Source organism: Photorhabdus sp. P32 (assembly GCF_038085095.1).
Taxonomy (GTDB): domain Bacteria; phylum Pseudomonadota; class Gammaproteobacteria; order Enterobacterales; family Enterobacteriaceae; genus Photorhabdus; species Photorhabdus luminescens.
On sequence record NZ_JAZGJN010000188.1, the window covers coordinates 1 to 14385 of the forward strand.

13 protein-coding genes and 1 pseudogene are annotated in these 14385 nt (G+C 41.0%); 8 read left to right on the forward strand and 6 right to left on the reverse strand.

The features are described from left to right. Positions 1-986: 986 nt before the first annotated feature. The 6 genes from V2H77_RS02555 (at position 987) to V2H77_RS02580 (ending at position 6143) form a co-directional block, all read left to right on the forward strand. Complete coding sequence (locus V2H77_RS02555) at positions 987-1958, forward strand: ABC transporter ATP-binding protein (protein WP_341497544.1); 972 nt, start codon at positions 987-989, stop codon at positions 1956-1958. Positions 1959-2031: 73 nt separating this feature from the next. Next, positions 2032-2748 carry an ABC transporter permease gene (locus V2H77_RS02560; RefSeq protein ID WP_341497545.1) on the forward strand — a complete coding sequence of 239 codons (717 nt, stop codon included), beginning with the start codon at positions 2032-2034 and terminating at the stop codon, positions 2746-2748. 4 nt (positions 2749-2752) lie between these two features. Then, positions 2753-3535 carry an ABC transporter permease gene (locus V2H77_RS02565; protein WP_341497546.1) on the forward strand — a complete coding sequence of 261 codons (783 nt, stop codon included), beginning with the start codon at positions 2753-2755 and terminating at the stop codon, positions 3533-3535. Between the two features lie 70 nt (positions 3536-3605). Beyond that, on the forward strand, positions 3606-4127 hold the full coding sequence (locus tag V2H77_RS02570; protein WP_341497547.1) for a hypothetical protein: 522 nt from the start codon (positions 3606-3608) through the stop codon (positions 4125-4127). 252 nt (positions 4128-4379) lie between these two features. Then, positions 4380-5330 carry an Rpn family recombination-promoting nuclease/putative transposase gene (locus tag V2H77_RS02575; protein WP_341497548.1) on the forward strand — a complete coding sequence of 317 codons (951 nt, stop codon included), beginning with the start codon at positions 4380-4382 and terminating at the stop codon, positions 5328-5330. 483 nt (positions 5331-5813) lie between these two features. Next, positions 5814-6143, forward strand: coding sequence for a hypothetical protein (locus tag V2H77_RS02580; protein ID WP_341497549.1), 330 nt, complete (start codon positions 5814-5816; stop codon positions 6141-6143). A 133-nt stretch (positions 6144-6276) separates the two neighbouring features. Here V2H77_RS02580 and V2H77_RS02585 read toward each other — a convergent pair whose 3' ends face one another. The 6 genes and pseudogenes from V2H77_RS02585 to ycaO all read right to left on the reverse strand — a co-directional run bounded on the left by V2H77_RS02585 (position 6277) and on the right by ycaO (position 12812). Then, a complete protein-coding gene (locus tag V2H77_RS02585; protein WP_341497556.1) occupies positions 6277-6450 on the reverse strand; it encodes a DUF4225 domain-containing protein in 174 nt (57 codons plus the stop codon). After that, a pseudogene (locus V2H77_RS02590) lies at positions 6436-6609 on the reverse strand (type VI secretion system tube protein Hcp); the annotation flags it as partial. The pseudogene V2H77_RS02590 and the gene V2H77_RS02585, both read right to left, overlap by 15 nt. 110 nt (positions 6610-6719) lie before the next feature. After that, positions 6720-7460 carry a pyruvate formate lyase 1-activating protein gene (gene pflA, locus V2H77_RS02595; protein ID WP_341497550.1) on the reverse strand — a complete coding sequence of 247 codons (741 nt, stop codon included), beginning with the start codon at positions 7458-7460 and terminating at the stop codon, positions 6720-6722. A 73-nt stretch (positions 7461-7533) separates the two neighbouring features. Beyond that, on the reverse strand, positions 7534-9816 hold the full coding sequence (gene pflB / locus V2H77_RS02600) for a formate C-acetyltransferase (RefSeq protein WP_341497551.1): 2283 nt from the start codon (positions 9814-9816) through the stop codon (positions 7534-7536). Between the two features lie 55 nt (positions 9817-9871). Then, positions 9872-10729, reverse strand: a complete 858-nt coding sequence (gene focA / locus V2H77_RS02605; RefSeq protein WP_341497552.1) for a formate transporter FocA — start codon at positions 10727-10729, stop codon at positions 9872-9874. 319 nt (positions 10730-11048) lie between these two features. Continuing rightward, positions 11049-12812, reverse strand: a complete 1764-nt coding sequence (gene ycaO / locus V2H77_RS02610; RefSeq protein ID WP_341497553.1) for a 30S ribosomal protein S12 methylthiotransferase accessory factor YcaO — start codon at positions 12810-12812, stop codon at positions 11049-11051. A 138-nt stretch (positions 12813-12950) separates the two neighbouring features. On the opposite strand from ycaO, the gene ansB reads away from it, so the two are divergent. Together ansB and V2H77_RS02620 are read left to right on the forward strand one after the other, a co-directional pair. Continuing rightward, positions 12951-13994 (forward strand): L-asparaginase 2, encoded by a 1044-nt coding sequence (ansB, locus tag V2H77_RS02615; RefSeq protein WP_341497554.1) that lies wholly within the window; start codon positions 12951-12953, stop codon positions 13992-13994. Positions 13995-14127: 133 nt separating this feature from the next. Further along, the coding region (locus tag V2H77_RS02620; protein WP_341497555.1) for a helix-turn-helix domain-containing protein at positions 14128-14385 on the forward strand (258 nt) is incomplete at its 3' end.

The following is a 14385-nucleotide window of genomic DNA, read 5'->3' on the forward strand; positions in this document are numbered from 1 at the left end:
ATTACGGCATGGAGTGAGTTTGGACATTATTGTCACCAGTACCGGACTGAGCCGGGATAAAATTGAAATGTTAAAGCATTAAATTAATCTCCTTTTTCGCTGTAAAATGCCGATATTCAAGATCGGCATTTTTGTTCTTATTCAAGGTGATGGCTACACAGGGAACTTTTACTTTTTCCAGGGGAAGCTGAAACCGGTCAGACTGAAGCAACTTTAATAGGGGACGAAATGGCATCCTAAGCGCATGGGGAACGCGATTAGGTGAGTTATTTGTGGAAACAAACGACTCGTTCTGTTTTGTCAAAATCTTATGTTCATGCTCCTTATGGACCTTTTATTGCTGATTTTGGCATCCGAACAGAGTTCATGGACCCCTTTGTTGTAAGGTATCAAAGTTTAAAAATTCTAGTACCGGGGAATTTGCCACATAATGCAATGATTAAGAGCTATTGATATTTTGAAGGTGTTATTGTGACTTTAAAATGTCACTTCTGGAATGAAAGAGTGGGGGGATTAGCTTTATCTTCTGAGGAGATCCTTTGCTGTTTTAATGGAGTCTGTAATTAATCTTTATGGAATTTTATTTGCTGTGGTTATTTCAATGCCTATTGCACATTTCCCTGAATGTGCTTTCATTTTATATTTAATAATAATCGTATCATCGTTTGAGCTGTCTTGTATTTAAGTTTTAATCGAAAAAGCAAGGGGCAATCATGATTTTTTCAACTAAAGTTAATAAATCACTCTTTTATTAAGAGAGTTAATAGGGTAAATTAAGTTGGCTATTTAATTAATTTATTAATTAAATCTCCCGTTTAATTTATTAATATTTATATATTTTATCAAGGAGTACTTATGATGTTAACAACAGCAACGGTCTATTTATATTCCAGAAGAACAAATTATTTTTCTGTGTTTGAATTGCGAAACAGTTACTTAAACAATTCTGTTAGTGGGTTCCTATGAGCATTATTCAAGTAAGAAATTTGAGTAAATCCTACAGTATCTATACTAAAAGCCCGGGGCTGTTGGGGAGTTTAAAATCATTTGTCAAGAGAGACTACGCAGTAGTACAGGCGGTGAAGGCGATTAGTTTCTCTGCCGAAGAAGGAGAGATTATTGGTTTTCTTGGTGCGAATGGGGCAGGGAAAACAACCACTATGAAAATGCTGGTTGGCATTATTCAACCCTCTTTGGGGGATATTAATGTCCTAGGGCATACCCCTTATGAACGTAGGAACGAATATTTAAAGTCAATATCATTTGTGGCGGGGCAGAAACAGCAACTTGCTTGGGATCTTACGCCTAATGATTCCTTTATACTTAACAAAGTTATTTATGATCTCGGTGATGATGAATTTTCCAGATGTCGTGATGAATTGGTTGAATTGCTTTCTATTGGTTCAGTAATTAACCGGCCAGTTCGTAACTTGTCTCTTGGTGAGCGCATGAAATGTGAATTGGCTTTGTCATTGTTACATAAGCCAAAGGTTCTGTTTTTAGATGAACCGACTATTGGGCTAGATGTAAATATGCAGCGCGTCGTCCGTGAATTTATCCTGCACTATAATCAGACTTACAAAGCAACAATCCTGTTAACTTCTCACTATATGGCGGATGTAGAAGCACTTGCGCGACGTGTCATTATTATCAATTCAGGGGAGATTGTTTATGATGGACAACTTTCGCATTTAATTGCAAAACGTTCGCCCAAAAAGATTATAAAGGCGAGTCTTTCAGGTCCAATCAATCCAGAGCTGAGTTCATTACCTGGCTTGCTATTCTATGATAGTCACGATATTGAGCTGATGGTAGAACGTGACGCATTATCTTCTGCAATGACAAGGTTGATGTCGGAACGAGTCGTTCTTGATATCTCGATCCATGATGAACCGATAGATCGTGTGTTGGAGAGATATCTGACTTCAAATGGTGAGTCTAATGTTCAAGTGCTTTAAGCGGACCCTACAGTTATGGAAGGTGCTTATCGGCCAATCTTTCTCACAGGCGATTGTATATAGAGCACAGTCGATGGTTTGGATGATTGGTGGTGTGATGCCCATCGCTGTGATGTTAGTTTGGCTCAGTCTGGCAAAAGAGGGGGCTATTGGAGGCTATACATCCAGCGATTTTGCGGTTTATTTCCTTGCCATTTATCTGGTACGTCAGTTGACGACTATTTGGGTAATGCAGTGCTTGGATAGTGATATCCGCCGAGGGGAGCTTTCTATGCTATTATTGCGCCCTGTGCCTCCCCTCTATTGCTATATTGCGGAGCACGTGGGACAGATGATTGTCCGAGGGCCGATTGTATTAGTGGTTTTTATTTCTGGTATCGTTTTAAGTGGTAACTTGCAACGCTTGGATATCTGGAATTTTTTGGCTTTTTTGCCCTCACTCATGCTTGCTTGGATTATCATTTTCCATCTTTATTATTGTCTAGGCTTGTTGGCTTTTTGGATTAATAACGCAATGGCGTTTGACCCATTGCTTTGGGCGCTTTATACGATACTTGGGGGATCGCTTATTCCTCTTGATTTATATCCGCCTAGTATTGCAGGATTATTAAAAGTTTTGCCTTTTGCATCGGCATTAGACTTCCCAGTGCAAATAATATTAGGAAAATTAGATCATAATGAGTTGCTAATAGGCTTATTAATACAATTATTTTGGGTTATAGCGCTCATGTTAATTCGTGTTTTTCTGTGGTCGATAGGATTAAAGAGATATACAGGTTCAGGAGTATAATTAAATGCGATATGGTTTGCTATTGTTGGTATTGATAAGGAATTCTTTCATCTTAGAACTTGAATTTCGGCTGAATGCTTTGGTTAATTTGATTAATTCCTCCCTTGCTTGTCTGTTGGCTTTACTTGTTCTGACGGGATTCTTTGGCCAAGTATCTCAAGTGGGAGGATGGAGTTTCAATCAAATGGTTACTTTGCTTGGTGTAACTTTGATCATCGAGTCGCTAATCGATAGCTGGTTATTTCCAAGTGTCCATTCCCTATCGGAATACATTAGGCGAGGCGATTTAGATTTTATGCTCATTCGTCCTATCGACCATCAGTTTTTTATTACATTTCATCGTATTAATGTATGGGATAGTGCAAATTTTGTCGTTGGCTATATAGTTGTTTTGGTGTCTATGTATCAACAAGATGCCTTGATATTTTCAAACTTTATGCAGTTTAACCTGGCGCTATTATTGGGCACGTGTATTTTCTATTCTCTGTTTATGTGTTCAAATCTCATTGCCTTTTGGTTCACTAAAGTTTCTGAGGTATGGATTATTTGCTATTCTCTTATGGATATAGGGCGATTCCCTGTTAGTGCTTATCCTGGAGCTATGCGATTTGTTCTGAGTTTCATATTACCAATTGCTTTTGTAAGTAATGTGCCTGTGCAAGCTGCTTTGGGCGTTCTTGATTTCGGTACGTTGGCTATGGCTTTTATATACGCATTAGGGGCGTTATTCTTCACCCGATACCTCTGGCTTAAAGCTCTATCAAGATATAGTAGTGCAAGTAGCTGATGAAATGTATTTAAAGAAAGTGGAGAATGAAAATTTTCGTTGAAAGTTGACAGGCGGGGAGTCTGTTATAATGCAAGAAAGATCCGGCATTAGAGGAATAAAGCTGGCAGAATCAGAATTTACTGTATACGAAATGTTGAACGATATATCAATGGATGCGGTTTCTGATCTTTTGGATGGTCATCTTGCGGCTTGTCGGATTCGTAATTTTCTTCCATCAGAACAAAGAAAGAAAATAATTGAGAATTTTTGGCGTTCTCCAGCTCACGTTCCCCGTTATGGTGGAGGTATTGACGGTGTTGAGGGGTATTTCATTGGGGCATCTCATATTGAAAAAGATACCCGTCAATATATAGAAGAAGCAAAAAATTTCCGTCCGGTAATTAATGAGATATTTCAGGATACAATCAATCCGATGGATCATTTCATTGATCGAGTAACTCATTTTAGTGGTAATAACTTACAGATAGTGCGTTCTGCCATGTATCATGGTGTTGCTGCGGGAAATGCAAAAATTATGTATTGGAATAATTTCGGTGAATTCCTTTTATTACCTCATGATGATCTTGCACCGTTGAATACTCCACGCTAAATAAGGTTGTTATTATTGTATGAATGAAAATTAAAAACTAATTTAAATGAACGGCTATTCATAGAATAGTTATTGTAAATATAATGTTTCCTCGTTTTTTATTTTCTGGTATTTGAGTTTTTAGGTTCTTATATTAATGCATTCGGTAAAGATTTTCCTGAGAAAATCTGGGAAGATGTTTTTTTTAACTTGGTTGCGGGTTTTCTAGAGATATTATAGCGTTGACTAACTGATAAGATAGAGAAACAGATTGTGGCAAAGAAAGAAAAACGGCCTCATCATGATGCCTTATTCAAACATTTTTTAACGCAGCCCGAAACGGCCAGGGAGTTTTTATCCCTTTATCTGCCCGAAGAGATCCAGTCGTTGTGTGATTTAGCCACATTGAAACTGGAGCCTGGCAGTTTTGTGGACCGGCATTTACGTCAACTGCACAGTGATGTGCTGTACTCGGTTGAAACGGTTCAGGGACGAGGTTATATCTATTGTCTGATTGAACATCAGTCCACCCCTGACCCGTTGATGGCCTGGCGGTTGATGTATTACGCCATGTCAGCGATGGCGGCTCACCTGAAAAAAGGCCATACTGAACTCCCCTTGGTGGCGCCTCTGCTGTTTTATCATGGTGAGGTTCGTCCTTATCCTTACTCAAACCGGTGGCTGGATTGCTTTACGCTCCCTGAACAGGCTGCTCGCTTATACCGTCAGGCGTTTCCGTTGGTGGACGTCAGTGTGCTCAGCGATGAAGAAATCCTGACACATAAAGGCGTTGCCCTGATGGAACTGGTGCAAAAACACATCCGCTGCCGGGATATGCTGGAATGGGTCCCCCACTTGGTGGAACTCTTGAATGCGGGGTATAATACAGCCGAGCAGCTCAATGTGGTGTTAAGCTATATTTTACTGAATGGACATACGCAGGATCTCTCCCAATTTGTCCATCAACTGATTGAACAATCTCCGGAGCATGAAACAATGTTGATGACTATTGCAGAACAGCTTGAACAAAAAGGGCGCGAGCAAGGTATCAAGCAAGGTATTGAACGAGGTATTGAGCAAGGCAGAGAGGAAGGCAGAGAGGAAGGTAGAGCTGAAAATAAACTGGAAACGGCTCGTGCATTATTACGACATGGTGTCAGTCTGGACATTATTGTCAGCAGTACCGGGCTGAGTCGGGATAAAATCGAAGCGTTAAAGCATTAAATTAATCTTCTCGTTCACAGCAAAATGTCGATATTTAAGATCGGCATTTTTGTTCTTATTCGAGGTGATAGTTATACAGGGGATTTCTACGTTTGCCCGGCGAAGCTGAAACCTATCAGACGGAAGCAACTTTACAGGGTCCCTAAGAGCATGAGGAACGCGATTAAGTTAGTTGTTTGCGACTTGTTCTGTTTCATCAAAATCTCAATGTTCATGCGCCTGATGTGACCTTTTATTACCGATTTTGGTGTCCGAACAGAGTTCATGACCCCCCTTTAGTTGTAAGATATCAAAGTTTAGAAATTCTAGTACCGGGGAATTTGTCACATAATGTAATGATTAAAAGCTATTTATGAAGAAATATAAAAATAAAGCATCATCGCGGTAAATATTTTTCTTATTATGAAGGTTGTTTTCTTATTATATTATGATGAAATTTAGTGTATACACATTAAATGGCTTACTTATTTGGATGTTTGGATAATGACAGAACAGCAAATAGAAGAATTAATGCTAAAGAGTGGGTTCACTTCTCGTGAGATGAATTTGATAAAATCAGTTGCAGAAAGAGATGGTACATCAATAATGGATGAAATTAATTTGTTGAAAAATAGATTTTATAGATTGTTTTTTGTCGTCTTATTTATCATTTTTATAGCGTTGTTTGTTCTTTTTACAGGTAATATAATTAATTTCTATGGGGTTTTATTTGCTGTAGTTGTTTCAACGCCTATTGCATTTTTCTTGGTATCAGCTAAATTATCATATAAGTCGTTTGTATTTATGAAAAGATATAAACGACTTATACCTTAATATTTTATTCGTTATATGAATCATATGTTGATTTAATAGTGATTCCATCTACTCCAATTTCAAAACCAAGAGCATAGCCACTCATATTTTTATAACCTCTTATATAATCTTGATTTATGTGGCGAAATAACCGCTATGCTTCTGGTTTTAGGGTGTTTCTTAATAATCCATAGCCAGATAAGGCTATATCAACGCCACCATAAACTAGATTGCCTGTTTTTTTACTGAATCCTAATGATTCAAATCCGCTTTCGTATCCTTGTCGTCGCGATGCATCTTGAAATCCATAGGGTATAGGTTTTTTTATCGTAACAGGATGATGATTTGTATTTTGTTTTCGAGTCATTGAATGGGTAAGCTCATAAACGTAAATTTGGTCTTTATGGCCTGTTTGGTAAATATTTTCTATTGATTATATCGATGAGCATCCGTCAGATATTAGACCTTGCTTCTTTCCTTTTAGTATTAATTATATGATATTAGAAATCTTTATATCCGTAGGAAATTAATAATTATCCACTAACTATAACTTTTCTTAATATCAAATTCATTAAATTATTTAATTTAATGTGTATTTCAATATACAACCTTATGACCATAACTTTCCAAAATGTTTTTCACTCTCTCCATTGCCTCTTTTGCCGGCGGTTTCACACCTTCTAACTGGTATTCCTCCCCCATAGTCGTCCATTTATGTTTACCGAGTTCGTGATAAGGCAGAAGCTCGATTTTTTCAATATTTTGCATATCTTTGGTAAATTCACCTAGCCTGTGAGCGGATTCATCGTCATCAGACCAACCTGGAACCACAACGTAACGAATCCAGGTTTTCTGGTTACGTTTAGCCAGATAGCGGGCGAATTCCAAAGTGCGATGATTGGAAACACCGACTAATTTTTGATGGATTTCATCGTTAAGTTGCTTCAAATCGAGCATAACGAGATCTGTTGCATCCATCAATTCATCAATAACCGGACCATAGCGGCGGACAAATCCATTAGTATCAAGACAAGTATGAATACCTTCGGCGCGACAGGCTCGGAACCAGTCACGTACAAATTCAGCTTGCAGAACGGCTTCGCCACCCGATGCAGTAACCCCTCCACCGGAAGCGTTCATAAAATGACGATAGGTTGTCGCTTCCTTTATCAACTCTTCAACCGTCACGTCTTTGCCGCCGTGGGTATCCCATGTGTCGCGGTTATGGCAATAGAGACAGCGCATCAGGCAACCTTGAAAGAAAACAATAAACCGGATACCGGGGCCATCAACAGTGCCACAGGATTCGAAAGAGTGGATACGACCAAGTACGGACATAACAGGTTTGCTCCAAAACTGGCAGGATAAACGAATATAGGCCCCAGAATTCAGGGCCTTTGCTAACAAATTATTACATAGATTGGGTGAAAGTACGGGTGATCACATCCTGTTGTTGCTCTTTAGTCAATGAGTTGAAACGCACGGCATAACCCGATACCCGGATGGTGAGCTGAGGGTATTTCTCCGGGTTTTCCATGGCATCAAGTAGCATGTCACGGTTCATCACGTTGACGTTTAGATGCTGACCACCTTCAGTTTCTGCTTCGTGGTGGAAGTAACCATCCAGCAAACCAGCCAAGTTAGTTTTACGTGTTTCATCATCTTTGCCTAATGCGTTTGGTACGATAGAGAAGGTATAAGAGATGCCATCTTTTGCATAGGCGAAGGGCAGTTTAGCCACAGAAGTCAAAGAGGCGACGGCACCTTTTTGATCGCGACCATGCATTGGATTGGCCCCGGGCCCGAATGGCGCGCCAGCACGACGTCCGTCAGGGGTGTTGCCGGTTTTCTTGCCATATACCACGTTAGAAGTGATGGTCAGAACGGATTGTGTCGGTACCGCGTTACGATAAGTATTTAGTTTCTGGATTTTTTTCATGAAACGTTCAACCAGATCACAGGCGATATCATCGACGCGTGAGTCGTTGTTACCAAATTGTGGGTATTCACCTTCAATCTTGAAGTCAACAGCCAAACCGTTTTCGTCACGGATTGGCGTCACTTTGGCGTACTTGATGGCAGACAACGAGTCAGCGGCGACAGACAAACCAGCAATGCCACAGGCCATAGTACGGTAAACATCACGGTCGTGCAGCGCCATCAGTGCAGCTTCATAGCTATATTTATCATGCATATAGTGAATGATGTTTAGTGCGGTAACATACTGTTTTGCCAGCCAGTCCATGAAGTGGTCCATGCGGGCCATCACCTTGTCGTAATCCAGCACTGCATCTTTCATGGGTTCTTCTTTCGGGCCAACCTGCATTTTTAGCTTTTCATCCACGCCACCGTTAATGGCGTACAGCATAGTTTTAGCCAGATTCGCGCGGGCGCCGAAGAATTGCATCTGTTTACCCACAATCATCGGGCTGACACAACAAGCAATAGCGTAGTCATCATTGTTGAAATCAGGGCGCATCAAATCATCGTTCTCATACTGCAAAGATGAAGTGTCGATGGAAACTTTCGCCGCGAATTTTTTGAAATTTATCGGCAGTTTTTCGGACCACAGGATGGTCATATTGGGTTCTGGTGATGGGCCCATCGTGTATAGGGTATTTAGGAAACGGAAGCTGTTTTTAGTCACCAGCGTGCGTCCGTCTAACCCCATACCTGCCAGCGATTCTGTTGCCCAGATTGGATCACCGGAGAATAGTTCGTCATATTCAGGTGTTCGCAAGAAACGAACCATACGAAGTTTCATCACCAGATGGTCAATCAACTCTTGTGCTTCAACTTCTGTCAGCTTACCTGCTTTCAGATCACGTTCGATGTAGATATCCAGGAAACTGGAAACGCGACCGAAAGACATCGCGGCGCCATTTTGAGACTTAACCGCCGCCAGATAAGCGAAATAAGTCCATTGTATCGCTTCCTTAGCGTCAGTGGCGGGGCCAGAAATATCATAGCCGTATTTAGCCGCCATCTCTTTAATCTGGCCCAGAGCGCGGTGCTGTTCAGCGATTTCTTCACGCAGTTGAGTCGTCATTGCCAGATCTTCACCGTTTTCCAGTTTTTCCTGCAATGAATTGAACTGAGCTAATTTATCATCACGCAAGAAATCGATGCCATATACCGCAACACGACGGTAATCACCAATAATGCGACCACGACCATAGGCATCAGGCAGACCGGTCAGAACACCGGATTTTCGACATTTCAGAATATCTGGCGTGTAAACATCGAAAACTCCCTGATTATGCGTTTTGCGGTATTCGGTGAAAATCCGTTTCAATTTAGGATCGAGTTCACGGCCATAAACTTTACATGAACCTTCCACCATTTTGATGCCGCCAAATGGGATCAGCGCGCGTTTCAGTGGAGCTTCCGTTTGCAGGCCAACGATAGTTTCCAGATCTTTTTCGATGTAACCTGCATCGTGAGAGGTGATAGTAGCAGCAACATCAGTATCAAAATCAACGGGTGCGTGAGTGCGGTTTTCGATTTTGATACCTTCCATGACTTTTTCCCATAAGGTATCAGTCGCTTTTGTCGAACCTGCCAGGAAAGATTCATCACCCTCATATGGCGTATAGTTTTTTTGGATGAAGTCACGAACGTTAACTTCATTCTGCCAATACCCTGGATTAAAATTTTGCCATGCTATAGAGAATTTTTTATTTAATTCAGCCATGATACTTCTACCTTTATAATAATCGAACTTTTGAGAAACTAAATAAGGGAACGAATTAATATTTTTGCTCACTACGCAGATAAATTGACCAGTAAGTTAAACCCACCAAAACAGCGCCGCCGATAATGTTACCAATAGTGACTGGAATTAAATTGTCAGTAATAAAGTGTGAAATGGTGAGTTGAGAAAATTGCTCAGGTGTCGCACCCACGTTAATCCAGAATTCAGTTGGTGCGAAGTGCTTAATAATAATGCCAAGCGGGATTAAAAACATATTCGCAATACTATGCTCAAAGCCGCTGGCAACAAACATACTTACTGGCAAAATCATGGCAAATACTTTATCCATTAAACTACGTCCGGCATAACTCATCCAAACAGCGAGACAAACCATTAAATTGGCGAGAATGCCTAAGCATAGAGCTTCAATAAAAGAGTGGTGCATTTTATGGTTTGCTGTTTGCAAGACATTCAAGCCCCATAATCCGTCGGCAACACGGTATTGACCAGCAAACCAGATAATGGCGACGAAAAATAGTGCGCCGATTAAATTACCAAAATAAACGTTAAGCCAGTTTTTAATCATTTGATGCCAGGTTATACGCCCGGTGGCTTTGGAAATGATCGTCAGCACAGTGGAAGTAAATAAATCTGCGCCACACACGACAACTAACATTAATCCAAGAGAGAAACAGATTCCGCCAACTAATTTAGCCAGTCCATAAGAGACAGATGCAGTTCCTGTCGTCGCGGTAATATAAAAGACAAATGCAATGGAGATAAAAACCCCGGCTGTTATTGCTGACAGATAGGTAATGGCAACAGGTTTAGTCGTTTTATAAACACCAATGTCATTGGCGATTTGTGTCATTACCGCAGGTGGTAATAGGTTAAAGGGGGTGTCAGCTTTCATACCAACATTCTCTTTATCATTAATAAGTTACGGTGCGTAACGATAGTAACAAAGGCTTAAAGAGGAAAATTTGATATAGATCATAATCCTTTAGGGGTAGACGCTGTTTTAGCGAATGAAAATGGTGAAAATTACAATTAATTTATTGATTTTAATGAAATAAAAATTTTTTAAAAATTATAATATTTTTTTATTTAATCCATTGGTAGGAAGTTTGATAAGTAAAATTACAGGCTAAATTGTTGTTTATTTGTTGTCGAAAATAAATTTAATTTAACCTGAATTTTACTTTTAATTACGAATTGTCCTTTCTACAATTTTATTTTGCGTTCCAGAAATCGCGTTTTGCTTTTTGCAACTTCTCATAAGCGGCTAATAAAGCCTGATGCGCGGGCAGTGATTTTAAATCTGAATCGACTGACCACAGGCCATAAAAACAGTGTTCACCAGAAATAGCGGCTGATGCTGCTTCAACAGCATCTTGCCCGTACATTTTTACGAATGCTTGATAATATTGTGCGGGCTCTTTATCCTCTTCCAGAGCAAGTAAAAGCAGTGTTTGCAAACAGCGATAATAATTAGCGCGTTCGGTAGTAAAGACTGAGGCATTAAAATCTTGGGTCCATTCTACCCAAATTAAAGCCTGTTCCAAATCACCGCCAGCCAATGCCAGCATGGATTTCAATTCACCAATCCGTAAATTACTCCAACCATTATCTTTACCTACAGCGATGCCAAGCAATTCACGGACACGGGTAAAATCATCTAAACCTTCTTCATCTAATTGCTCAATCAGTGCCAGATATTCTTCGGCTTGCCATTGGCTATCCGGTAACGCTAATAAAGTTTCCCGCAGATGGGTTCCCATCGTGTTATTAGCAAGATGTAAATCTTCCACAGGATAAATATCAGACATCCCCGGAACCAGAATACGACAGGCATAAACACCGAGGTGCTCATAGTCAGCAATATAAACTTCGGCATCCAATTGTTTGAAGATAGCCATCAAAGTGGCGAATTCTTCTTCGGTCGTGCCGCTGAAATTCCAGTTAGCGAACATATAATCAGCATCTTGTTTAAACAAATCCCAACTGATTAAACCGCTTGAATCAATAAAGTGAGTTTCCAGATTGGTATGTTCCGCCACTTCTTCATTATCGAAAGTCGGCGCATTAAACACATCCAGATCTTTCAAACTACGACCCTGTAATAATTCGGTCACAGTACGTTCCAACGCTACGCCAAATTCAGGATGCGCGCCAAAAGAGGCGAAACAAGTCCCATTATTAGGATTAAACAGCACCACACAAATAACTGGGAACTGCCCACCGAGGGAGGCGTCATAACAATAGAGTGGGAAACCTTCATCCTGTAATTTGCTGACTGCGGCAACAACACCAGGATAACGATTCATCACTTCCTGGGGAATTTCTGGCAGGCTGATGCCTTCGGCGATAATACGATTCTTCACATAACGTTCAAAAACTTCGGATAGTCCCTGAACTCTGGCTTCATTCATCGTGTTACCGGCTGACATACCATTGGAAACATAAAGATTGCCAATAATATTCATCGGAATATAGACGGTATGATGATCAGATTGACGAGTAAACGGCAGTGAGCAGATACCACGCTCTTCATTACCTGATTGCAAATCGACTAACTGACTGGCGCATAACTCATTTTCAGGATTATAAAATTGGTGTAACCGGTCATCCAGAATGCCTTCTGGTAGAGAATTATCGTCCGGTAAAGCAAACCATTTTTCATTGGGATAATGGACAAAATTACCATTAGCGATAGCTTCTCCTAAATAGAAGTCAGCAAAAAAATAGTTAGTTGACAGGCGTTCAAAATACTCCCCTAAAGCAGAAGCTAAAGCGGCTTTCTTGCTTGCGCCTTTGCCATTGGTAAAACAGAGAGGGCAATCGCGGTCACGGATATGAACTGACCAAACATTAGGAACCGGATTCAGCCATGAAGCTTCTTCGATATTAAAACCAAGATGTTGCAATTTTTGTTGAAAACGGTTGATTGAGTCTTCCAATGCGGCGTCTTTGCCGGGAATAAAGGTTTGCGTCATGGTATTCACTTATGAGTGCTGGTTATGGGGCGCTCATCATACGAGTTTTTTTTCAGTAGCTAAAGTCTGGTATGTATCACAGATTTATTGTTATCATCATCCATAATCTAACAGGATATTTTTTATTAAGGAAGAAGCATGAAAAAGATGAAACACACAGCTTTAGCCAGTTTATTGGCATTAATTAGTGGTTCTGCTTTTGCTTTACCAAATATTACACTTTTGGCGACGGGAGGGACGATTGCGGGTGGTGGGAAGTCTGCAACCCAGTCCAGCTATGTTGCTGGAAGGGTTGCTATTGATGAATTAGTCAATGCTGTTCCTGAGATCAAAAATATCGCCAACCTGAAAGGTGAGCAGGTGGTGAGTATTGGCTCGCAAGATATGAATGATCAGGTGTGGTTAACGTTAGCGAAAAGAATCAACGCTGGTTGTGATAAGACCGATGGTTTTGTTATCACCCACGGTACTGACACGATGGAAGAAACTGCTTATTTCCTCGATCTGACTACCCACTGCCAGAAACCGATTGTCATGGTTGGAGCGATGCGCCCATCTACGGCGCTTGGCGCCGATGGCCCGTTAAATCTGTATAACGCTGTGGTTGTTGCCGGTGATACAGCATCAGCCAAACGTGGTGTGTTGATGGCAATGAATGATGCGGTTATTAGTGGGCGCACTGTGGTGAAAATGAGCACCACCGAAGTTCAGGCATTCCAGCCAATTAATGCTGGTGCTGAGGGCTTTGTTCATAATGGCAAAGTCAATTATTACGCTGATGCGAAACCGAGAGCTAATAAAGCTATTTTTGATGTCAGTAAACTCGATAAACTGCCGAAAGTAGGTATTGTTTATAACTATGCCAATGCGTCCGATCTGCCGGCGAAAGCGTTTCTGAGCGCGGGTTACCAAGGTATTGTCAGTGCCGGTGTGGGCAACGGTAATATGTACAAGGCGATTTTCGATACCTTGGCTCTGGCGGCTAAAGATGGCGTTGTGGTCGTAAGAGCAAGCCGTGTTCCGGTAGGATATGTTACTCAGGATGCGGAAGTGGATGATAGCAAGCATGGCTTTGTCGCTTCTGAACGCTTGAATCCGCAAAAGGCCAGAGTGCTTTTACAGTTAGCACTGACTGAAACACGTGACCCGGTGAAAATTCACGGGATGTTTGTGAAATATTAAGTTAATTCCGAGATATCAGGGCGCATTGTGCGCCCTGATATCTCCTCCTCTTCTTCCGAAAATACCTTTCGTATATACCTGTGCTCATTGAAACTGCTTGATTTTCGCCCAAATGAGGTTCATGGTATCCGTCATGAAAATATTCATTACCGATGAACAAAAAGCCGCACTTGAACACCTCCATCACACTTGCCGTGATAAGCGGGAGTGTGATCGCATCAAAGCGGTCCTGCTGGCCTCTGAGGGCTGGAGTTCTGTCATGATCGCTCAGGCCCTGCGCCTGCATGAAATGACCGTTAATCGTCATATCAGCGATTACCTTAATCACCGCAAACTCAAGCCCGACAATGGCGGCTCTCAGAGCCACCTCAGCGAAACACAGACGCAGGAA